Genomic DNA, 21,359 nt, shown 5'->3' on the forward strand with positions numbered 1-21,359 from the left:
TATATGTCGAAACGAAATACCCAACAACGTCGCCATACCATCGTCAGTTTATTGACCGAGCAAGGCCAAGTGAGTGTTGATGCACTCTCGCAACGCTTTGAAACCTCAGAAGTGACGATCCGTAAAGACTTGGCGGAGCTTGAGAAGAATGGCTTGTTACTGCGCCGTTATGGCGGAGCAGTCCCCGTGCCACAAGAAATGGTGTCGGAGCAGGCGGTCAAGGTATCGAAACAAAAGCAAAGTATTGCCGATGCGGCCGCTGCGCGCATTCGTGACCATAACCGGATTGTGGTCGACAGTGGTACCACCACGGCCGCTTTGATCCCTTTACTGAATAAGAAGCGTGGTCTTGTGGTAATGACCAATTCGCTACAGGTCGCCAACGCGATACGTGAACTGGAACATGAGCCAACTCTATTGATGACTGGGGGCACCTGGGACACCCATTCTGAATCGTTTCAAGGCCAAGTGGCCGAACAAACCTTGCGAGCGTACGACTTTGATCAGCTTTTTGTCGGTGCCGATGGCATTGATGTGGCACGGGGTACCACGACCTTTAACGAAATGACGGGCCTGACGCGGGTGATGGCGGAGGTCGCACGAGAAGTGGTGGTGATGATTGAGTCGGAAAAAATTGGCCGTCGGATCCCCAATCTAGAGCTTGCGTGGTCAAGCATCGATACCCTGATCACCGACAGTTCGCTTGACGATGATCTTAAACACGCCATAGAACAAACCGGCACAGATGTGATCTGTGCTGACCAGTAATAAGACCAGTAAGGAAAGACTATGTGTGGAATTGTAGGGGCGGTCGCGCAGCGTGATGTCGCCGAGATTTTAGTAGAGGGGCTGCGTCGCCTTGAGTATCGCGGTTATGACTCGGCCGGGGTCGCGATCACTGATTCGGCAACCGGGCAGCTCACACGTGTGCGTCGTCTTGGTAAAGTGGCCGCGTTGTCAGATGCGGTGACCGAGACGAATCCTACCGGTGGTACCGGTATCGCACACACACGTTGGGCCACCCATGGCGAGCCCAGTGAAGTGAATGCCCACCCACATATGTCTGGCGAGACGATTGCAGTGGTACACAATGGCATTATTGAAAACCACCAAATGCTGCGTGAACAGCTGCAAGCGCGAGGCTATCAATTCCATTCACAAACCGATACTGAAGTGATTGCGCATTTGGTTGATTGGGAGCTTAAGCAAACCTCTGATTTGCTCGAAGCATTCCAACGTACAGTCACCCAGCTCGAGGGCGCTTACGGTACTGTGGTGATGGATAAAACTCAGCCTGAGCGCTTGATTGCTGCGCGTTCGGGAAGCCCACTAGTGATTGGTTTGGGGATTGGCGAAAACTTTCTCGCCTCTGATCAGTTGGCGCTGCTCAATGTCACGCGTCGTTTCATCTATCTCGAAGAAGGCGATGTGGCCGATATCTCTCGCCGCGAAGTGACCATTTATAATCAAGAAGGCACACCGGTGGAACGTGAGGTGCATGAAGCCAGCGCTCAATACGATGCGGCGGACAAAGGCCAATATCGCCACTATATGCAAAAAGAGATTTATGAGCAGCCAACGGCACTCACCAATACCATGGAAGGCCGCTTGGGCAGCGATCATGTGATTGTCGAGGCAATTGGCAATGGGGCCAGTGATATCCTCGCCAAAGCGCAGCACATTCAAATTATCGCTTGTGGCACCTCGTATAATGCGGGCATGGTGGCGCGTTATTGGTTTGAGTCGCTGGCAGGGGTCAGTTGTGATGTGGAGATTGCCTCGGAGTTTCGCTATCGCCAGTTTGTCACTCGCCCAAATAGCGTGCTGATCACCTTGTCACAGTCTGGCGAAACGGCCGATACGCTGGCGGCGCTGCGCTTAGCCAAGGAGCGTGGTTATATGGCTACTATGGCGATTTGTAACGTTGCGGGCTCCTCATTGGTACGAGAGTCGGATCTCGCCTTTATGACCCGAGCAGGGACAGAAATAGGCGTGGCATCGACCAAGGCCTTTACCACCCAGCTGTCTGCTCTGCTGATGCTGGTCACCGCGCTGGGCAAAATGCAAGGGTCGATTGGTCGTGATAAAGAACGTGAGATTGTCGATGCCTTGCATCACCTGCCTTCGAGTATCGAGCAGGCGCTGACCTTTGATAAGGCGATTGAGCAACTTGCCCAAGACTTTGCCGACAAGCATCATGCGCTATTTTTGGGACGTGGTGAATATTACCCGATTGCCGTTGAAGCCGCGCTCAAGCTAAAAGAGATCTCGTACATTCATGCGGAAGCCTATGCGGCGGGTGAGCTTAAACATGGCCCATTGGCGCTGATTGATGCGGATATGCCAGTGATTGTGATTGCCCCCAATAACGAGCTGCTGGAAAAGCTGAAATCAAACATTGAAGAAGTGCGTGCCCGCGGTGGCCAGCTCTATGTGTTTGCCGACCAAGATGCGGGGTTCACACACGAGGAGGGAATGAATATTATCGCGATGCCGCATGCTGATGAGATTATCGCCCCCGTGTTCTACACGGTGCCGATGCAGCAATTGTCTTATCATGTAGCCTTAATCAAGGGCACTGACGTTGACCAGCCCCGAAACCTCGCCAAAGCGGTGACGGTTGAGTAATCCTGCCCAATAATCACCACGCTCTGACCAGGAGCGTGGTTGATCTTTTATCAATTACTGTCCTCTTTCTACAAAAATGCGATCTGCATAGGTTTTGTTGCAAAATGCAAATCATTTTGCACTTAATCTCAGGCATAGCGTCTGGAAAATCAAACAGAATGTCATTCTGTGTTTTAAATAATTGATTTTTATGGTTTTTATAAGTGCCTAATAACTTGGCCTACATTGTGCATACTCAGGGTATAACGACTAACATCGACCAGTTATAGAGAGGAAGCAATGATTGACTCTAAAACCCAAGTAGCAAAACGCATCAAAGAAGCGCGTGAGTGGAAAGGCATCACCCAAGTAAAAATGGCTAAGTTGCTTAATGTGGCCCGCCAAACCTACTTGGATATCGAAAATGGCAAGACAGAGCCGCGTGTTCGTATGCTGTCTAACATTGCTGAGCTGACTGAGCGCCCATTGGTATGGTTTGTCTACGGTGACGAAGATGTCGAAATGCACGATGTTCAGTATAAGCAAGACGTGAATCGCCTGCTTGAGCATTTCTCTCGCTTACCGCACGAAGCCCGTACTGCGATCTTAAACCAAAGCGTGAACATGGCTTCGTTCTTGGTGAACTATTCTAAAGCGGCCCAGCGCGCATAAAAGTACTGCCTGCTCGACTAGATATGCGGGTAAGTGCTTGCTTACTGAGGTAGGCATCAAAAGCGTAGTGTCACACTATCGGTGTGCGCCACCATGATACGCCTGCCGAGCCATGCATAATGCAGGGTTGGTGTTGTGACGGGCTGTGTTTAATACAGCTCGGGTAGCAGAAATGAGGCATGAACCATGGTGATTTCGACCGCGCGCATGGCGCAACGGATCCGTGAAGCACGGGAATTTAGTAAAATAACCCAAGTAGACATGGCGAAGCGTTTGAATGTCGCGCGCCAGACCTATTTGGATATGGAGTCGGGGAAGACGGATCCGAAAATCCTCGCGCTGGTCATGATTGCCGATATTACCGGCCGTCCCTTTAATTGGTTCGTGCATGGCGAAACGGACGAGCGAGACATTGCGTTCTCTCACCGTGATGATTTAGCCGCATTGACGAGCTTGCTGAGTCAGCTCCCGCAAATGGCACGACAGACGGTGATGGATAACGCCCTATCGATCGCCGAATATGTGGTCACATTGGCTCCAGAGCCGCCAGACGAATAAACCAAGCCCGACATTAATGTCGGGCTTTTTGTTATGGGTTAATCGGTGGTTTTTGACAGGAAAAAACGATAAGCCGGGTTCGATGTCTCGTCTTTCCAGCCATACCCGAGCTCACGCAAATGGGCTGTAAAGGCGAGCAAGTCTTTGTCGCCAATTTCAAAGCCGCACAGTACGCGACCGTAGTCAGACCCATGGTTACGATAATTGAACAGGCTAATGTTCCAATGGGTGCCCAAGGTTTGCAAAAAGTGCAGCAATGCTCCCGGGTATTCAGGAAACTCAAAACTGTAAAGCCGTTCACTGAGGTTGGCCAATGGTCGACCACCAATCATATAGCGCACATGCACCTTAGCCATTTCATCATCGGACAAATCTTCGACCGGATAGCCGGCTTGGCGCAAATCGCGCAAGATATTGTCCAACTCTTCTTGCCCGCCGAGTAATCTGACACCGACGAAGATATTGGCGAGATGATCATCGCCATACCGATAATTGAATTCGGTGACGGCGCGATCGCCCAATATCTGACAAAAATTGAAAAAGGCACCGGTTTGCTCTGGGATGGTGACAGCCAGTAAGCCTTCACGTTTCTCACCCAGTTCCGCGCGCTCAGAGACGTAGCGCAGCGAATGGAAATTGGTATTGGCACCAGACAACACGGTCGCAAGCTGTTTATCTTTGAGTTGGTGTTTTTCCACGTATTGCTTCAGGCCGGCTAATGCCAAGGCGCCAGAGGGCTCGGAGATAGCCCGCGTGTCCTCAAAGATGTCTTGCACGGCCGCACAGATAGCGTCACTCGATACGGTGATGCTGTCATCTAAGTACTGCTGACAAAGCCGGAAAGACTCATCGCCTATGCGTTTCACTGCTACACCGTCGGCAAAGGTGCCCACGCGATCAAGGGTCACGGGGAAGCCAGCATCTAACGCCGCACGCAGACAGGCGGAGTCCTCCGCTTCTACCCCGATAACTTTGATGTTGGGCATCAGTTGTTTGATAAGGACGGCCACACCCGCAGCGATGCCCCCGCCTCCAACGGGCAGAAAAATATAATCGAGGTGACCATTTTGTTGCACAAGCTCCAAGCCAATAGTGCCTTGTCCGGCAATCACTTGGGGATGATCAAAAGGTGGCACAAAGGTGTAGCCATGTTCGTCGGCGAGCTGTTGTGCCATGCCTTTGGCTTCATCGAAATTATTGCCGTGCAGTACCACATGGCCGCCAAAGCCGCGTACCGCGTCGACCTTGATGGCTGGCGTTGTACGGGGCATGACGATGGTCGCCTTCACCCCAAGACGGCTACCTGATAAGGCAACGCCTTGTGCATGGTTACCCGCCGATGCCGCAATCACACCGGCTTTTTTTTGCGCCTCGGTGAGCTGTGCCATCATGTTATGCGCGCCGCGTAATTTAAACGAGTGGACGGGTTGGCGATCTTCACGCTTGAGCTGTACCTGATTATTGAAGCGCTCAGATAAGCGCTTCATGGTTTGAAGAGGCGAGGTAATCGCCACTTCATAAACAGGCGCGCGCAAGATATCCCTAAGGTAATCAGCACCGTCCATCGGTTGTGCAGTTGAGGGTTGCGCCTGTTGCATGCTTATTCCTCCAATTTACTACGATCGCGCACCGCACCTTTATCGGCGCTGGTGGCGAGGCTGGCATAGGCTTTTAACGCGTAAGACACCTGACGTTGACGGTCTTTGGGTTTCCAACCGCGAGCGTTCACGTCTGCGCGGCGGGTGGCCAGTGTCGCTTCGTCCACCAGCAGACTGATTTCGCGGGTGGGGATATCAATACGAATACGATCACCGTTTTCCACTAACGCGATGGTGCCGCCGTTCGCTGCCTCGGGAGACACATGACCAATGGATAGCCCAGAGGTTCCGCCAGAGAAGCGCCCATCGGTGAGCAGCGCGCAGGATTTGCCCAATCCCATCGATTTTAGGTAGGTGGTGGGATAGAGCATTTCTTGCATGCCTGGTCCCCCTTTCGGCCCTTCGTAACGGATCACCACCACATCACCGGCTTTGACTTCACCACCGAGGATGGCTTCCACCGCGTGGTCTTGACTTTCAAACACCACAGCGGGCCCCTCGAAGGTCAGAATACTCTCATCGACCCCAGCGGTTTTGACGATACAGCCATTGAGCGCGATGTTGCCTTGTAGCACGGCTAAGCCACCATCTTGGCTAAAGGCATGTTCATGGGCGCGGATACAGCCTGATTGGCGATCATCATCCAGGGTGTCCCAGCGACAGTTTTGCGAGAAGGCTTGGGTGGTACGAATGCCCGCTGGCCCGGCGCGATAGAAGGCTTTAATCGCTTCATCATCGGTTTGTACAATGTCATATTGCGCCAGTTGCTCTTTGAGGCTCACGCCCAGTACGGTTTGTTGCTCGACGTTGAGCAGGTTAGCGCGCTGAAGCTCACCGAGGATCCCCATCACCCCGCCAGCACGGTGCACATCTTCCATGTGATATTGCTGCGTCGATGGCGCCACTTTGCAAAGGTGAGGCACTTGGCGTGACATCCGATCAATATCATCCATATCGAAATGGACGTCGCCTTCTTGCGCAGCCGCCAGTAGGTGCAAGACTGTATTGGTAGAACCACCCATGGCAATATCCAGCGCCATCGCGTTTTCAAACGAGGCGCGGTTGGCGATATTACGCGGCAGGATGCTGTCATCGTCTTGCTCATAATAGCGCTTAGTCAGCGCAACAATCCGTTTACCGGCGTTGATGAATAGCTGCTCACGGTCAGCATGGGTGGCGAGCATCGACCCATTACCTGGCTGACTCAGCCCCAGCGCTTCGGTGAGACAGTTCATCGAGTTGGCGGTAAACATGCCAGAGCACGAACCACAAGTGGGACACGCGGAGCGCTCAATTTGCTCGCTTTGTTCATCGGACACATCTGGGTTGGCACCTTGCATCATGGCATCGACCAGATCGAGTTTTAGGATCTGATCGGACAGCTTGGTTTTGCCGGCCTCCATTGGGCCACCGGAGACAAAAATCACCGGGACATTGAGGCGCATCGAGGCCATCAACATGCCCGGGGTGATTTTGTCACAGTTAGAAATACAGACCATGGCATCGGCACAATGGGCATTGACCATATACTCGACCGAGTCTGCGATAATCTCACGGGAAGGCAGTGAGTACAGCATGCCACCATGACCCATGGCGATACCATCATCGACAGCGATGGTATTGAACTCTTTGGCGATGCCGCCTGCTTTTTCGATTTCCTTGGCGACCAGCTGACCCATGTCTTTGAGATGGACATGGCCTGGCACAAACTGGGTAAATGAGTTGACGACGGCGATAATCGGTTTGCCGAAATCATCATCTTTTACGCCGGTAGCGCGCCACAATGCACGCGCGCCAGCCATGTTGCGACCGTGGGTAGTAGTTTTGGAACGATAGGTTGGCATATTACGACTCCTTTGCCTTATGCGCTCTGGTCTGGGTAAACCGGGTCAAGCCAGCCCCATTTGTCTTCGGTGGTACCATCAAACAAGCCAAAGAAGGCTTGCTGTAGTGAGGCGGTGATCGGGCCACGTTGACCCTCACCGACGGTGATCTGATCGACGCTACGCACAGGCACAATTTCTGCCGCGGTACCCGTCATAAAGACTTCATCGGCCAGGTACAGTGCTTCACGCGCAATCGGCTCTTCGCAAATGGTGAGTCCTTTCTCTTTCGCCAGCGTGATGATGGCGTCACGCGTGAGCCCCGGTAAAATGGCGCTGGTAGCCGGGGGAGTGCTAATCACGCCGTTTTTAATAATAAAGAGGTTTTCACCGGCCCCTTCGGACAGGTAGCCGCGGACATCCAAGGCAATGCCTTCGGCATAGCCATGACGACGGGCTTCACCACCTACCAACAGAGAAGATAAGTAGTTCCCGCCGGCTTTGGCCGCAGTCGGAATGGTATTGGGTGCCGCTCGGTTCCAGCTCGACACCATGGCATCCACCCCTTGGGCGAGCGCTTCTTCCCCTAAGTAGCTCCCCCAGCTAAAGGCGGCGATGATGATATCCATTTGTGTATCAGGTGGCGGGCAGACCCCTAAGCCTACGTTGCCCACAAAGCCAAGCGGGCGAATATATGCGGAACGTAGCTGATTGACGCGCAAGGTTTCACGGCACGCTTCCATGAGTGCATCGACGCTGTAGGGGATGGGAAAACGGTAAATTTTGGCAGAATCTTTTAAGCGCTGCATGTGCTCGCGATGGCGAAACACCACTGGGCCGTTCGGTGTGTCATAGCAGCGGATCCCTTCAAACACTGAGGTGCCGTAGTGCATGGCGTGCGTGAGTACGTGCACGGTGGCATCCTGCCAAGCGATCATTTCACCGTTAGACCAAATGTAATCAGCGGTATTTGTCGACATTCTTTTCTTCCTTTTTGGTTATGCGCGTAGGGATTGTTGCTGGGATGAGGACATCATGACCTCAGCCACATCCCATAGCTTAGTCAGTTGTGGTCGCAAGGTCTCGATCGCTCTTTGGCTTTCGACGGTGACATCAAAAATGACGTGGCCGTTGTCCGCGGGCAAAGACATGTTGAACTGGCAAACCGTAAAACCGCGATGACGGATCACACGCAAAACACGCTCGAGCAGTTCAGGGCTGTGGGTCGCATGAATAGAAAACTGGTGTTGCATCATAAGTCTTGCTCCATCATTTGTTGGTTTGCCGCGCCGGGTGGTACCAGCGGCCATACATTTTCCATTTCATCAATGGCAACATGCAGCAAATAAGGACCTTGATGTGTCATCAAGGTGTTGAGTGCGTCCTCGACCTCATCTTTACGCTGGATACTGTGCCCAGGAATATCAAAGGCGCGCGCCAGGGTGAGAAAATCCGGGTTATCAGACAGGTCGGTTTCACTGTAACGTTGCTCGAAAAACAATTGTTGCCATTGACGCACCATGCCCAAACGCTGGTTATCCAGCAGGATGATCTTTACCCCGATGCCGCGACGCTTGAGCGTACCGAGCTCTTGGACGTTCATCATGAATGAGCCATCTCCGGACACCAGTACCACTTCATCCTCGGGACGAGCTACTTTGGCGCCCATTGCGGCAGGCAAGCCAAATCCCATGGTGCCTAGCCCCGCCGAGGTCAGCAGATTCTCGGGTTGAGAGGGACGAACATGTTGCGCGACCCACATTTGATGTTGGCCCACATCGGTGGCAACGACTGTGCTTGCGGGCATGCTATCGGACAAGCTTTTGAGCAAGGCGGGTGCATAGATGGCCTCGCCAGGGTGGTCGTAGCGCCACGCGTGCGAGGTCTGCCATTCGGTAATTTGTTCCCGCCATGCCGGTGACGTGTCAGGGCAGGCGAGTGCAGGGAGTACTTGATTGAGTGGGGCGCAAACCGGTGCTTGCGCGCGGCGCAGTTTGTTGATTTCGGCCGCATCAATATCAAGGTGCACCACGTTGGCATGAGGGGCGAAGGTATCGAGCTTGCCGGTCACCCGGTCATCGAAACGTGCGCCAACCACAATCAGTAAGTCGGACGCCTGCACCGCGAGGTTCGCCGCTTTGGTGCCATGCATACCGAGCATCCCAAGGTAATGCGGATAGTTTGATTCAACCGTGCCCAAGCCTTTTAGTGTGCTGACCACTGGGAGCTGACTGCGTGCCAAGTAATCGCGTAACGCCTCGGTGGCTTTTCCTAATACCACACCGCCACCGAGGTAAACCATAGGGCGCTCACTGGTACGAATAAGCGCATTGGCCTTTTCGAGTGCTTGGCTATCGACAGGGGCAGTATGTGAAACATGAACCTGAGCCTCAGTGTTTGGGATCAGTGCTTGTTGCACATCTTTAGCGATATCCACCAATACCGGGCCAGGACGGCCTGATTGTGCTATTTCGAATGCCTGCGCTAAAGTCGTCGTAAGCTCGGCCGGATCGGTGACCAGAAAACTGTGTTTGGTGCAGGCGAGAGATAAGCCGAGGACATCAATCTCTTGGAACGCATCCGTCCCTATTAGTGGGCTGGCGACCTGGCCGGTGATCGCGACTACGGGCACCGAGTCCATCATCGCATCGGCAAGCCCGGTGACTAAGTTAGTGGCGCCCGGTCCCGATGTCGCCAGGCAGACGCCAGGACGGCCACTGGCGCGGGCATACCCGATGGCGGCCATCGCTGCCCCTTGTTCGTGGCGACATAAAATATGTTCAACCCCACCATCATAGAGGGCATCATACACAGGCATGATGGCGCCGCCTGGATACCCAAATACGGTTTCAACGCCTTGCTTACGTAAGGCTTCCACAACCCATTGTGCACCTGTCATCCTTGTCCCTCCCCGTATGAACGGGGAGGGCAGGCGGGCGAATGATCTGTCTCTGCGCTCTCCATCATTGTTGCTTCCGTTGTCGCGTGGCGTCGCCACATGAATGAAAAAAGCCCCCGAACCTGTTGGTTGCGGGGGCTTGGTTGCGATGTTGCTGCTGTATTTCGCGTACCTAAACCCCTCGCGGAATAATGACCACGATGAGGCGAATAATTAGGACGATAGCGAAGTTAAGCATTTGTCTGTCTTTTCTTGTCGTTAGCCCATTTTATGGGCTTTTTGTTAATTGTGTTTTTGTTTACGCCTGCTTGTTACAGGTCAGTCACGAACCCGATCTGTCGCCGAGTCTTGTGTTTAATTGTTGTGCATTTGTAGTGGTATCACAGACCTCACTCGCATGACAAGAAAAAAATACTCTTAATCATAAATTGGCTCTGCACTATAAGAGTCGGGTTTCATAGTGGTTAACAAGGGTAACGCGGAGAGAAAATGGCATTAGCGATAGTGCACAGTCGAGCCTGTGTGGGCGTGCAAGCACCGAATGTGACTGTAGAAGTACACATATCTAACGGTTTACCTGGGTTTGCGCTGGTGGGGCTGCCTGAAACCACGGTGAAAGAAGCGCGGGACAGGGTGAGAAGTGCAATTGTGACGTCGAACTTTGAGTTCCCATCACGCCGGATCACCGTTAACCTTGCACCGGCTGACTTACCCAAAGAAGGTGGACGGTTTGATTTGCCGATAGCGCTCGGGATCTTGGTTGCATCTGGGCAGCTGCCGGAAAAGCGGCTCAACGAATTCGAGTTTTTGGGGGAGTTGGCTTTGTCCGGACAGCTACGGCCGGTTAAAGGGGCCTTGCCCGCCGCGCTTGCCTGTCAAAAAGCGCAGCGCGCACTGGTGGTGCCAGATGATAACGCCAGCCAGGTGGCATTGGTGGATAATGAGCGCCATGTGTCAGCGCCTGATCTGATTGCGGTGGCGCAGCACCTCATTGGTCAACAAAATCTCGGTTTGAATGCGACACAGGTAGAAGCCCCCGAACCTCCCTCAACACGGTGTTTGCGTGACATTATTGGCCAACAACAAGGAAAACGCGCGCTAGAGATCGCCGCCAGTGGTTCACATAATCTGCTTTTTGTTGGCCCGCCCGGAACCGGAAAAACCATGCTAGCCTCGCGGTTGTGTGATTTGCTCCCGCCTATGAATGATGAAGAGGCATTAGCGTCAGCCGCGGTCACGTCGTTGACCCAGCAACCTTTGCATGAAGGAAACTGGCGTCGGCGCCCGTTTCGTAGTCCACACCACTCAAGCTCGATGGCGGCATTGGTTGGGGGTGGCACCGTTCCGCGCCCGGGAGAGATCTCTTTGTCTCACCATGGGGTGCTGTTTCTCGATGAGATGCCAGAGTTCGAGCGCCGGGTGCTTGATGCCCTGCGTGAGCCGCTAGAGTCGGGGGAGATTATTATCTCCCGCGCCAATGGCAAAACCCGCTTTCCCGCACGCTTTCAGCTGATAGGCGCATTAAACCCCAGCCCCACAGGCCATCATGAAGGAGAGCTCGCGCGCTCAAACCCACAGCAAACCTTGCGCTATCTAGCCCGTTTGTCTGGGCCATTATTGGACAGGTTTGATATGTCGATTGATATTCCGGCACTGCCAAGAGGGAGCCTCTCCAGTGGTGGTGAGCGCGGTGAGTCAACGGTCGTGGTAAAAGCCCGAGTTGAAGCGGCGCGAGCCAGGATGTTGGCGCGTCAAGGTAAGGTTAATGCGTTGCTGAGCAATCGAGAAATGGAACAACATTGCCAACTGGCTCAAACCGATGCCGCTTTTTTAGAACAAGCCCTGCATCGTTTGGGACTGTCTGTGCGGGCATACCATAGGATCATTAAAGTGGCGAGAACCATTGCCGATTTGGCCGATGTTGACACCATCCAGCGTCCTCACCTTGCTGAGGCGCTGGGGTATCGGGCGATGGATGGCTTATTACGCCACCTCAACGCCCAAGTCAGCTAATTACTTTTGGGTAAGCAAGAAGTTGATCAACTGAAAGTATTCTTCGGGGGTTTCCACGGTTTTCGGTGTGACATGATACTTGCCGTTCACGACCACGGCAGGCACGCCGCGCAGGCCCGCTTTTTCGAACGATTGGTCAAAGCGCTTCGCCATTGAGTTGGCCGCAAAGCTGTTGTAAGCACCATCAAACTCTTGGCCATCAATGCCGTTATCAACGAACAGTTGGCGCACCTCGGCCAATGATTTGGGTGGGTTTTGCGCCACGTGAATGCGATCGAACATCACTGGAATAATGGTGTCTTGTGCATTCAGTACCACGGCGGTTGCGTATGCACGGGTTAGGACACTGCCCATATCCCCGCCCATAAAGGAGACGTGATTTTTCACCACTTTGGCGTTGTCAGGCACCTGCTGTTTGAGCTGTTGAACCAGTGGCTCAAATTGATAGCAGTGAGGACAGTAGAAGGAGAAAAACTCAGTGACTGTGGGCGTATCCGTCGCTGGCGTGTCCAGCACTTGGTAGTCTTCCCCTGCCTTAAAGCGTCCCGGCTTAGCGTCAGCCACTTCCATAGGCGCGGTGGATTCAGACTGCGTTTGGGTAGACTCTGCCGTTTGCGTGGTTTGTGATGACGTTTGTGTCACGCTCTCAGGCTCAGAGCAGGCGGTTAAGCCGAGTATGAGTAGCACAGGAAACAGTTTCTTTAACATGATTGAATGACTCTCCGTTATCGATTGAGCGCTTACGGGTACAGCGTAAGCGGTGGCGCTTCTAAGGTGGCAAGTTGTTCTTTAAATGCAAGTACCTGACCTTCCCAGTATTTTGCATCAGCAAACCAAGGGAATGCACGTGGAAATGCCGGGTCTTGCCAGCGTTTTGCTAGCCACGCCATATAGTGCACCATTCTCAGACCACGCAACGGCTCGATCAGTTGCAATTGATCGGCGGGAAATTCACGAAATTCGCGATAACCTTCTGCCAAGGTATCGAGTTGGGCGAGCTGATCGGCACGACTGCCGTTTAAAAACAGCCACAAGTCTTGAATCGCAGGGCCGTTACGCGTGTCGTCAAAATCCACAAACAGTGGACCGTCGCGCCACAGAATGTTGCTGGGGTGGCAGTCGCCGTGCAAGCGGATCGCCGGCCAATTTGTATGCCAGCGAGCGGCAATGGCGTCAATTAAGCGGTCAAGATCAGAGAAAAAGGTTGCCTGAATGCCTTCTGGGATCAGATTTGCCTCATTTAACACCTGACGAGGTTGATAAAGATGACTGTCGAGATCAAACTTTGCCCGTTGTTGGAAGGGGGTCGCCGCGCCCACTTGGTGTAGGCGGCCGAGGTAACGGCCGACCGCCTCAAGTTGATCCCAATTATCCACTTCAAAACCCCGGCCGCCGACACTGGGAAATAACGCAAAGCGAAACCCCTCGGCGGTAAACAGGCTCGTACCCTCGCGGTAGATTGGGGCTACCACGGGAATATCGGCCTGGGCGAGCTCATGACAGAATGCGTGCTCTTCGAGAATTTGCGCGTTAGACCATCGCCCGGGACGGTAAAACTTCACCACATAGCGCTGGCCATCATCAGCGACAAATTGGGCAACACGGTTTTCATAGCTGTTCAGCGCAAGCAAGCCTGATTGGGGATAGATCCCCACCGACTCAATCGCATTTAACTGAACATCTGGCGTTAGTGTATGAAAGTCAAAGCCATGGTCAGTCATGAGCATTCCGTTTGTGTGGCAAAACGCCATGGTAACAAATAAAAAGGGCGCTGCCTGCGCCCTTTCATTGTGGATTAAAATGACGATTAGAGGTCCGTGATAAACCGACTCTCTGCCGTGACCACTTTTTGCTCCTCACCCGACTCACGTTCCATCACAAAAGTGATATCGGCAATACGCTGTTCCATCTCATAGGTATCAACGGCGAGGCTGATGGGTAATGAGAACACTTCCCCTGCTTGGACATTGACCGTTTGCGGGCCATGCCATTCCACATCGTTCAGCCCATTCACCGACAGTTGGTACGTCTCATCCGATTGGGTTTTATTGAGGATTTTTAAGGTATAAGTGTTTTCCACCAACCCTTGGTTATTGATGCGATAAAGCTGGTTTCGGTCTCGAATCACATCCAGCTCCATGGGCATCACTGACATCGCTAAGTAGATGAACATCGCGGTGACGATGGTCATGACGACCCCGTAGCCAAGGAGCTTAGGTCGCATCACGGCGGTTTTCTTGCCTTCTAGTTTGTGCTCGGTGGTGTAGCTAATCAGTCCACGCTCATAGCCCATCCTATCCATGGTTTCATCGCAAGCATCGATACAGGCACCACAGTTGATACATTCGTATTGCAAGCCGTCACGGATATCGATGCCTGTTGGGCAGACCTGCACACACAAATTACAGTCAATGCAGTCACCGAGTCCCAACTCTTTCGGATCTTTTTTGCGAGGACGAGGGCCGCGTTTTTCGCCGCGCTTAGCATCATATCCGACAATAAAGGTGTCTTTGTCGAACATCGCCGACTGGAAGCGTGCGTAAGGGCACATATGAATACACATAATCGAGCGCATCCAGCCTGCATTGCCATAAGTACAAGCGGCAAAGAAGATCACCCAAAAACCGACCCAGAAGCTGGTATCAAAGGTGACTAAATCGATAGCTAACTCGCGCATTGGCACAAAGTAGCCAACGAAGGTCATCCCGGTAATCAAGGAGATCGCCCACCATGACGCGTGTTTAGCGGTTTTGCGCGCGGCTAGCTCAGGCGTCAGTTTTAACGAGTCTTGCTTGCGGCGCTTGTTGGCGGCGCCTTCGAGTTTTTCTTCAAACCAAATAAATAAGAAGGTCCACACGGTTTGCGGGCATAAATACCCACACCACACGCGGCCAAGAAAGGTGGTGATAAAGAAAAGGCCAAATGCCGCGAGCATCAATAGTGCAGCCAGCAAGGTAAGATCTTGTGGCCAGAGTGTGGTGCCAAAAAAGGTAAATTTCTGATTACCGATGTCGAGTAAGATGGCTTGGCGTCCTTGGTATGGGAGCCATGGAATGGCGAGGAACACCAGCATGAAAAACCAGCCCATATAGCGTCGCATACGCTGGTAATAGCCTTTTACCGCACGCACATAAATACGATTGCTTGGGTTGAAACGGTCGTCAGCCCCTTTGTGAGTTTTGGGGTTGTACTCTTTTGCAGTCACGTCTTTGACGTTGATTTTTTTATCGCTCATGACATTGGCTTTCCTTGGGATACGGGTCCATGGTGCGTTGCCAGGCCCTGATTATCATTGTTGCCTGTGATTGTAGCGCAGCGAACTCCTTGAATACGCTACCAGAGTCATAGTTTGCAACATAGCCACAAACTCAATGAAATCTAGCTATAACAGACGATTAGCCAGACTGCTTTCACGACGATTGCTGAGGCGGGATCCCGCGTGCGCGCAAAATCGCGGCTTTAAAATCGTCTTCACAATCTTTGGCTAGCCCAGGAATGGGGGCATCAGTATCTTCTAGTCGCATCTTAAGCTGATAGATCAAGGTATCGTCTGACAGTGTGGTGATATCCTGACCATGACCGGCTTCATCAGCGATCTGGATGAGCATTTGCATCAGAGAACAGTCAGGGGTTTTTTGCCAAGATTGATTGAGTAGGTCGAGCAGCTCATTGATACGGTGGCATTGCATATGGGCGTCCTCAGTGTGGCACGTAAAAAATGCCATTGTGCCCGACCACACTGAGGTGAAACTTAGCCAGGATCAATTTCCGCTCAGGTGGTGATTAATTAATCGGCATCACGCGATTACGGCCTAGGTTTTTAGCTTGATACAGGTGCTGATCGGCACGGTAAATCAGATCTGCGCCGCTCTCACCTTTATATTCGTCATACTCGGCGACGCCTATCGATACGGTAATGCTGTCTAGAGTGCGGCCACGACGCCGGTCTTTGATCACCATGCGGTCAATCGCCGCCCGCAATGTTTCAGCGGTGCGCTTGGCCGTGCTGAGGCGTTTTTGCGGCACCAGCAAGGCAAATTCTTCGCCCCCGTAGCGAAAGGCTTGTACGCCATCGCGACAGTAGTCGAGGATCCGTTTAGAAACTTGCTTTAAGGCAATGTCACCGAGCACATGGCCGTAGGTATCATTGAGATGTTTGAAGTGGTCGAGATCGATCAGTACCAAGCAGAACGGCCAGGTTTGTGGGCTATCAATGTAGGCGGCGAGTTCGCGCTCGAAGGCGGCCCGGTTAAGCAAACCGGTTAGGCCATCATGAGTGGCTTGTTCGGTCATCTCAGCCAAATTTTGCTTTAATTGCGCAATCTCTTGCTGCGCGTCATTAAGCTGGTGTTTAAAGTAGCGGGTCGACTGAGTAAGCGCTTGCGAATCTTTGACCACGTTGCGAACCACGGCAATGGTCTCATCAATGGATAACCCTTCATTTTCGACCCGTGACAGCTGTTCAAAGGTGTTATCGAGAACCGAATGGAAAGCGTCAGTATCTTGGATAGTATCTGACATTGAGTGGCTCATCTCGGTCATCATCGATTCTAAGCTTTGCTTTAACGCATTGATGTCTCGGCTATGCTTATCGGCCATGTGTTTTTGGTAAAGCATGTCGCTTTGCAGCGGACTACAGGTACCGTGCTCATCGACGGTGGCATCGACATCCGCATTGAGTTTGGCGTCGGTATTGGCGACATAGGTGTACCACAGGGCATAGTTGGTGGGCGTGGTGGGCACCTTGTATTTCATCATCAAAGGCACAGCTTTTTTGAGGAAGCTGGTAGATTGCTGAAACTTATCGTCCGACATGGCGTTCCTTTGTGTGTCATCGATACCGAGAGAACTTTTATTAGTGTATACCCAAAGTGATTGGAACGGCAGTAGACAGCGAAAAAGCGTGAGCCTGCAGGCAACAACGCCTGCAGGCGAGGATCATAGGAAGAAGGGACTGGGCTGGAACAGGCGTTCAACGTCAGGAATATATTTTTTGTTCACCAAGAACAAGACCACATGGTCATCTTGCTGGATCACGGTTTTATCGTGCGCAATTAACACTTCATCGCCGCGCACCACGGCACCGATGGTGGTACCGGGGGGCAGTTTTATCTCGCCGATGGCGCGCCCGACCACTTTGGATGTCGACGCATCCCCATGGGCGATGGCTTCAATCGCCTCAGCGGCGCCGCGTCGTAGTGACGAGACATTAACAATGTCTGCGCGGCGCACATGGGTGAGTAGCGCAGATATCGTCGCCTGTTGAGGGGAAATGGCAATATCAATCACCCCGCCTTGCACTAAGTCCACATAAGCGCCGCGCTGGATAAGCACCATGACTTTTTTCGCGCCAAGGCGTTTCGCCAACATGGCCGACATAATATTGGCTTCGTCTTCGTTGGTGACCGCGATAAACACATCAATCTGATCAATGTGCTCTTCACTGAGCAGTTCTTGATCAGAGGCATCGCCACAAAACACCGTGGTTTCTTCAAGTAACTCAGAAAGGTGCTCCGCACGGGAGGGGTTACGCTCAATCAACTTCACGCTGTATTGACGCTCCAACGCCATCGCGAGGCCGGCACCAATGTTGCCACCACCAACAATCATGATGCGTTTGTAGGGTTTTTCAAGGCGCTGCAATTCACTCATCACCGAGCGAATATGGTTACTCGCGGCGACGAAAAAGACTTCATCATCGGCTTCGATGATGGTGGTACCTTGTGGACGAATGGGCCGGTCACGACGGAAAATAGCGGCGACACGGGTATCGACATGCGGCATATGCTCACGCAAGGCGGACAAGGCTTTACCGACCAAAGGACCGCCGTAATACGCCTTAACCGCAACCAGACCGACCTTTTTATCGGCAAAGCTGACCACCTGTAAGGCGCCTGGGTATTCAATTAGACGACGAATATAACGAGTGACCAGCTCTTCAGGGGCGATAAGATGGTCAACCGGACACGCGTCGCTGTTAAACAGTTGCTCTTTCACCGCCAAGTATTCAGGGCTGCGGATCCGAGCGACGCGGTTTGGTGTATTAAAACGTGTATACGCGACCTGACAGGCGATCATATTGGTTTCGTCTGAGTTGGTTACCGCGACCAGCATATCTGCATCTTGAGCGCCGGCTTCTTGCAGCGTGGTTGGGTGACTGGCAAACCCCTGTACCACGCGTAAGTCATACTTATCTTGTAGCTCACGCAGTCGTTCGGGGGCGCGGTCAACAATGGTGATATCATTGTTTTCCCCTACCAGGTTTTCTGCCAGGGTGCCGCCGACTTGTCCTGCACCCAAGATGATGATTTTCATGCTACTTTCACTCCCTGCCTAGTCGCACAAAGGCTTCTCTAGGCGTGCATAATAGAAACCGTCCATGTCGTCTTCGCCTGGCAAAATCTGGCGACCAGGCTGCGCTTGCGAGCCGGTGCGCAGTATCGCGGAAGGTTCACGGGCTAAAAAGGCACGGATTTGCTCGCGGTTCTCATCCGGTAACACTGAGCAGGTGGCGTAAACCAGCGTACCGCCTGGCGCCAATTGCTGCCACATTGTGTCTAAAATCTCTGCCTGTAACGTGACCAGAGCGTGAATGTCACTATCACGGCGTAGCCACTTAATGTCGGGATGACGCCGGATCACGCCTGTGGCTGAACAAGGGGCATCCAGTAATATACGATCAAATGCAGGCCCTTGATGCCAATCGCTCGGGTCACGGGCATCCGCGTGTTTCACATCAGCATTCAGCCCTAACCGTGACAGGTTCTCTTTGATCCGGGATAAGCGGTTTTCATCGGCATCAATGGCCGTCACGATGGCATCAGGCTGGTGCTCAAGGATATGACACGTTTTCCCTCCTGGCGCGGCACAGCAGTCGAGAATGTGTTCTGCAGACGCGGGTTCGAGGTAATCGACAGCCAGCTGCGCGGCGGCATCTTGTACCGACACCCAGCCCTGGTCAAAACCGGGGAGGCGAGACACATCACACGGCGCGTCGAGTTTCAGAGCGTCCATGGCATCTGGATGGGCACTGGCACCAATACCGGCCTGTTGCAGCTGCGCTTGATAACTGTCTCGAGAATGGTGCTGGCGGTTGACGCGCAGCCACATTGGCGCTTTTTGATGATTTGCCGCCACAATGTCTTGCCAATTTGATGGATAGGCGGTCTGAAGGCGTTTGAGCAACCAGCCGGGATGGCAGTAATGACCAGCATCATGCGCTTGGCTGGCTTGGTCTAGCGCATCTTGATCGCGTTGATAATTGCGCAAAATGGCGTTAATCAATCCACGTAATTGTGGGCGCTTCAATGGCTTGGTGGCATTCACGGTTTCAGCCACGGCGGCATGGGCCGGGATGCGCATATAGCCTAATTGATACAACCCGACCAGAATGAGGTGATGAAAGACTCGTTGTTTGCCTTTCAGTGGCTTATCCATCAGGGCTTGCACGATATGCTCTAATCGCGGTAACCAGCGCAAGGTGCCATAGCAAATCTCTTGCAACAAAGCAGCATCACGCGGGGCGACCTTCTGTTGAGCGAGGGGGAGCTGCTGGGACAATGACTGGCCCTGATCAACCACTTGATACAGAACGCGGGCGGCCGCGGCTCTTACATTCATATGTTTACCTATTCAAAGGCCAAATTGGCATCAGACGATAGTGTGGGTCAGATTAAAAAAGGCCAGCGTACTGGCCTTCTTCTCACGTATCGGTGGCACGCTATAGTTGGGTGCCTGTTTCAAACCATTCACGGCGTGCATTCAGTAGCTCATGCGCTTGCATGGCTTTTTTGCCCGGGGGTTGTAGTTGGGTCAGCTGGATCACGCCTTTTCCGGTCGCGACCTGAATGCCATGTTTGTCAGTGTTGATCACTGTGCCTGGCGCCGCGTCCACGTCGATATCTAGTGCGTTAGCGCCCCACACCTTGATGTTTTGCTCACCTAAGGTGAAGTAGCTGACCGGGCGCGGGTTAAATGCCCGTACACAACGTTCGATAAACGCGGCGTCTTGATGCCAATCGATCTGCGCTTCTTGCTTACTGAGCTTTTCGGCATAGTTGGCTTTGGCATCGTTTTGTGGCTCCGCAAGAATAATGCCGTTAGCCATGTCATTAAGACAATCAATCAATGCCTGCGGACCCAGCTCCGCAAGGCGCAAATATAGGCTACCACTGGTTTCTTTCTCATCAATGGGCAAGGTCGCAATTTTAAGCATATCGCCCGTGTCGAGCCCTTCATCCATCTGCATGATGGTGACCCCCGTCTCATTGTCACCAGCCCATACTGCTCGTTCGATAGGAGCGGCGCCACGCCAACGTGGCAGAATGGAGCCATGCACATTAATACACCCTAGCTTGGGGGTGTCCAATACGGGCTTGGGCAGAATCAGCCCGTAAGCGACCACGACCATCACGTCGGCGTTCAAGGCAGCCAGATCCGCTTGTGCTTGTTCATCACGCAACGTGCGAGGCTGATACACGGGTAAGTCATGCTCAAGCGCAAGCTGTTTAACGGGGCTTGCCGTGAGCTTCTTGCCTCGGCCAGCGGGTTTATCTTCACGGCTATAAACCGCAATCACCTCATGCTCACTATCGAGCAGGGCTTGTAAATGGCGCGCGGCAAAATCCGGCGTGCCCGCAAATACTATACGCAGCGGTGTGCTCAAAGTGACCTCAGCTTGCTTTTTGGTTAGCGCGTTTGATTTTTTCCATCTTTTGCTTGATGCGCTGACGTTTCAGCGGCGATAGGTAGTCCACAAACAGCTTACCTTCTAAATGGTCAAGCTCATGCTGAATACAAATCGCTAGCAGGTCGTCGGCATCAAACTGGATAGCGTTGCCGTCGCGATCCAGCGCTTTTACGGTCACTTCTGCCGCACGGGGAACCAATGCGCGTGCACTGGGCACAGATAAGCATCCTTCTTCAATGCCATCTTCACCGCGCTTTTCGATGATTTCTGGATTGATAAGCACCATGGGCTGATCGCGGGTTTCGGAGACATCAATCACCACCATGCGTTGGTGAAAATCAACCTGAGTGGCCGCGAGACCAATACCATCTTGGGCGTACATGGTTTCAATCATGTCATCAGCCATTTTCTGGATCTCAGGTGTGACAGCGTCCACCGGCTTGGCCACGGTGCGAAGGCGCTCATCTGGGAATGTTAATACGTTCAGTAAAGCCATAACG

General features: G+C 52.8%; 19 protein-coding genes. 5 read left to right on the top strand and 14 right to left on the bottom strand.

Annotation, left to right across the window (positions count from 1 at the left end; translation table 11 throughout):
• Nucleotides 1-3 precede the first annotated feature (3 nt).
• From BZG23_RS14325 to BZG23_RS14340, 4 genes are all read left to right on the top strand, one after another.
• The gene (locus BZG23_RS14325) at nucleotides 4-768 is read left to right on the top strand and encodes a DeoR/GlpR family DNA-binding transcription regulator (RefSeq protein WP_077579388.1); all 765 of its coding nucleotides are present in this window, start codon (nucleotides 4-6) and stop codon (nucleotides 766-768) included.
• Nucleotides 769-789: 21 nt separating this feature from the next.
• Nucleotides 790-2,628, top strand: coding sequence for a glutamine--fructose-6-phosphate transaminase (isomerizing) (glmS, locus tag BZG23_RS14330; RefSeq protein ID WP_077607321.1), 1,839 nt, complete (start codon nucleotides 790-792; stop codon nucleotides 2,626-2,628).
• A 279-nt stretch (nucleotides 2,629-2,907) separates the two neighbouring features.
• Entirely contained in the window at nucleotides 2,908-3,279 is a 372-nt protein-coding gene (locus BZG23_RS14335; protein WP_021022741.1) for a helix-turn-helix transcriptional regulator, read from the top strand.
• Nucleotides 3,280-3,465: 186 nt separating this feature from the next.
• The gene (locus BZG23_RS14340; RefSeq protein ID WP_046074868.1) at nucleotides 3,466-3,837 is read left to right on the top strand and encodes a helix-turn-helix domain-containing protein; all 372 of its coding nucleotides are present in this window, start codon (nucleotides 3,466-3,468) and stop codon (nucleotides 3,835-3,837) included.
• 38 nt (nucleotides 3,838-3,875) lie between these two features.
• On the opposite strand, the gene ilvA is transcribed toward BZG23_RS14340, so the two are convergent.
• Genes ilvA through ilvG form a run of 5 tightly spaced genes read right to left on the bottom strand, consistent with a single transcriptional unit; the run spans nucleotide 3,876 to nucleotide 10,157 of the window.
• The gene (ilvA, locus tag BZG23_RS14345) at nucleotides 3,876-5,435 is read right to left on the bottom strand and encodes a threonine ammonia-lyase, biosynthetic (protein ID WP_077579382.1); all 1,560 of its coding nucleotides are present in this window, start codon (nucleotides 5,433-5,435) and stop codon (nucleotides 3,876-3,878) included.
• Nucleotides 5,436-5,437: 2 nt separating this feature from the next.
• Nucleotides 5,438-7,279 (bottom strand): dihydroxy-acid dehydratase, encoded by a 1,842-nt coding sequence (gene ilvD, locus BZG23_RS14350; RefSeq protein ID WP_077607322.1) that lies wholly within the window; start codon nucleotides 7,277-7,279, stop codon nucleotides 5,438-5,440.
• A gap of 17 nt (nucleotides 7,280-7,296) precedes the next feature.
• Nucleotides 7,297-8,238, bottom strand: a complete 942-nt coding sequence (gene ilvE, locus BZG23_RS14355) for a branched-chain-amino-acid transaminase (RefSeq protein WP_077579380.1) — start codon at nucleotides 8,236-8,238, stop codon at nucleotides 7,297-7,299.
• Between the two features lie 18 nt (nucleotides 8,239-8,256).
• On the bottom strand, nucleotides 8,257-8,514 hold the full coding sequence (ilvM, locus tag BZG23_RS14360; RefSeq protein WP_046074872.1) for an acetolactate synthase 2 small subunit: 258 nt from the start codon (nucleotides 8,512-8,514) through the stop codon (nucleotides 8,257-8,259).
• The gene (gene ilvG, locus BZG23_RS14365; RefSeq protein WP_077579379.1) at nucleotides 8,511-10,157 is read right to left on the bottom strand and encodes an acetolactate synthase 2 catalytic subunit; all 1,647 of its coding nucleotides are present in this window, start codon (nucleotides 10,155-10,157) and stop codon (nucleotides 8,511-8,513) included. The genes ilvM and ilvG overlap by 4 nt, the downstream gene beginning before the upstream one ends.
• Nucleotides 10,158-10,646: 489 nt before the next feature.
• On the opposite strand from ilvG, the gene BZG23_RS14370 reads away from it, so the two are divergent.
• Complete coding sequence (locus tag BZG23_RS14370) at nucleotides 10,647-12,170, top strand: YifB family Mg chelatase-like AAA ATPase (protein ID WP_077607323.1); 1,524 nt, start codon at nucleotides 10,647-10,649, stop codon at nucleotides 12,168-12,170.
• Here BZG23_RS14370 and BZG23_RS14375 read toward each other — a convergent pair whose 3' ends face one another.
• The 9 genes from BZG23_RS14375 to def form a co-directional block, all read right to left on the bottom strand.
• The gene (locus BZG23_RS14375) at nucleotides 12,171-12,740 is read right to left on the bottom strand and encodes a thiol:disulfide interchange protein DsbA/DsbL (RefSeq protein ID WP_046074896.1); all 570 of its coding nucleotides are present in this window, start codon (nucleotides 12,738-12,740) and stop codon (nucleotides 12,171-12,173) included.
• 170 nt (nucleotides 12,741-12,910) lie between these two features.
• The gene (locus tag BZG23_RS14380; RefSeq protein WP_077607324.1) at nucleotides 12,911-13,891 is read right to left on the bottom strand and encodes a serine/threonine protein kinase; all 981 of its coding nucleotides are present in this window, start codon (nucleotides 13,889-13,891) and stop codon (nucleotides 12,911-12,913) included.
• An 86-nt stretch (nucleotides 13,892-13,977) separates the two neighbouring features.
• Nucleotides 13,978-15,405, bottom strand: a complete 1,428-nt coding sequence (ccoG, locus tag BZG23_RS14385; protein WP_077607325.1) for a cytochrome c oxidase accessory protein CcoG — start codon at nucleotides 15,403-15,405, stop codon at nucleotides 13,978-13,980.
• Between the two features lie 175 nt (nucleotides 15,406-15,580).
• The gene (locus BZG23_RS14390; RefSeq protein WP_046074877.1) at nucleotides 15,581-15,859 is read right to left on the bottom strand and encodes a YihD family protein; all 279 of its coding nucleotides are present in this window, start codon (nucleotides 15,857-15,859) and stop codon (nucleotides 15,581-15,583) included.
• Nucleotides 15,860-15,953: 94 nt separating this feature from the next.
• The gene (locus BZG23_RS14395; protein WP_046074878.1) at nucleotides 15,954-16,985 is read right to left on the bottom strand and encodes a GGDEF domain-containing protein; all 1,032 of its coding nucleotides are present in this window, start codon (nucleotides 16,983-16,985) and stop codon (nucleotides 15,954-15,956) included.
• Between the two features lie 123 nt (nucleotides 16,986-17,108).
• On the bottom strand, nucleotides 17,109-18,485 hold the full coding sequence (gene trkA / locus BZG23_RS14400; RefSeq protein ID WP_046074879.1) for a Trk system potassium transporter TrkA: 1,377 nt from the start codon (nucleotides 18,483-18,485) through the stop codon (nucleotides 17,109-17,111).
• A gap of 18 nt (nucleotides 18,486-18,503) precedes the next feature.
• The gene (rsmB, locus tag BZG23_RS14405) at nucleotides 18,504-19,790 is read right to left on the bottom strand and encodes a 16S rRNA (cytosine(967)-C(5))-methyltransferase RsmB (RefSeq protein WP_077607326.1); all 1,287 of its coding nucleotides are present in this window, start codon (nucleotides 19,788-19,790) and stop codon (nucleotides 18,504-18,506) included.
• Between the two features lie 100 nt (nucleotides 19,791-19,890).
• A complete protein-coding gene (gene fmt, locus BZG23_RS14410) occupies nucleotides 19,891-20,835 on the bottom strand; it encodes a methionyl-tRNA formyltransferase (RefSeq protein WP_077607327.1) in 945 nt (314 codons plus the stop codon).
• Between the two features lie 7 nt (nucleotides 20,836-20,842).
• The gene (gene def, locus BZG23_RS14415) at nucleotides 20,843-21,355 is read right to left on the bottom strand and encodes a peptide deformylase (RefSeq protein ID WP_046074882.1); all 513 of its coding nucleotides are present in this window, start codon (nucleotides 21,353-21,355) and stop codon (nucleotides 20,843-20,845) included.
• Nucleotides 21,356-21,359 lie beyond the last annotated feature (4 nt).

The sequence above is a fragment of the Salinivibrio sp. ML290 genome (genome assembly GCF_001995695.1).
Lineage (GTDB): Bacteria > Pseudomonadota > Gammaproteobacteria > Enterobacterales > Vibrionaceae > Salinivibrio > Salinivibrio siamensis.

Coding starts and splice junctions, on each gene's coding strand:
- BZG23_RS14325 (WP_077579388.1), top strand. CDS start 4: ATGTCGAAACGAAATACCCAACAACGTCGCCATACCATCGTCAGTTTA.
- glmS (WP_077607321.1), top strand. CDS start 790: ATGTGTGGAATTGTAGGGGCGGTCGCGCAGCGTGATGTCGCCGAGATT.
- BZG23_RS14335 (WP_021022741.1), top strand. CDS start 2,908: ATGATTGACTCTAAAACCCAAGTAGCAAAACGCATCAAAGAAGCGCGT.
- BZG23_RS14340 (WP_046074868.1), top strand. CDS start 3,466: ATGGTGATTTCGACCGCGCGCATGGCGCAACGGATCCGTGAAGCACGG.
- ilvA (WP_077579382.1), bottom strand. CDS start 5,435: ATGCAACAGGCGCAACCCTCAACTGCACAACCGATGGACGGTGCTGAT.
- ilvD (WP_077607322.1), bottom strand. CDS start 7,279: ATGCCAACCTATCGTTCCAAAACTACTACCCACGGTCGCAACATGGCT.
- ilvE (WP_077579380.1), bottom strand. CDS start 8,238: ATGTCGACAAATACCGCTGATTACATTTGGTCTAACGGTGAAATGATC.
- ilvM (WP_046074872.1), bottom strand. CDS start 8,514: ATGATGCAACACCAGTTTTCTATTCATGCGACCCACAGCCCTGAACTG.
- ilvG (WP_077579379.1), bottom strand. CDS start 10,157: ATGACAGGTGCACAATGGGTTGTGGAAGCCTTACGTAAGCAAGGCGTT.
- BZG23_RS14370 (WP_077607323.1), top strand. CDS start 10,647: ATGGCATTAGCGATAGTGCACAGTCGAGCCTGTGTGGGCGTGCAAGCA.
- BZG23_RS14375 (WP_046074896.1), bottom strand. CDS start 12,740: ATGGAAGTGGCTGACGCTAAGCCGGGACGCTTTAAGGCAGGGGAAGAC.
- BZG23_RS14380 (WP_077607324.1), bottom strand. CDS start 13,891: ATGACTGACCATGGCTTTGACTTTCATACACTAACGCCAGATGTTCAG.
- ccoG (WP_077607325.1), bottom strand. CDS start 15,405: ATGAGCGATAAAAAAATCAACGTCAAAGACGTGACTGCAAAAGAGTAC.
- BZG23_RS14390 (WP_046074877.1), bottom strand. CDS start 15,859: ATGCAATGCCACCGTATCAATGAGCTGCTCGACCTACTCAATCAATCT.
- BZG23_RS14395 (WP_046074878.1), bottom strand. CDS start 16,985: ATGTCGGACGATAAGTTTCAGCAATCTACCAGCTTCCTCAAAAAAGCT.
- trkA (WP_046074879.1), bottom strand. CDS start 18,485: ATGAAAATCATCATCTTGGGTGCAGGACAAGTCGGCGGCACCCTGGCA.
- rsmB (WP_077607326.1), bottom strand. CDS start 19,790: ATGAATGTAAGAGCCGCGGCCGCCCGCGTTCTGTATCAAGTGGTTGAT.
- def (WP_046074882.1), bottom strand. CDS start 21,355: ATGGCTTTACTGAACGTATTAACATTCCCAGATGAGCGCCTTCGCACC.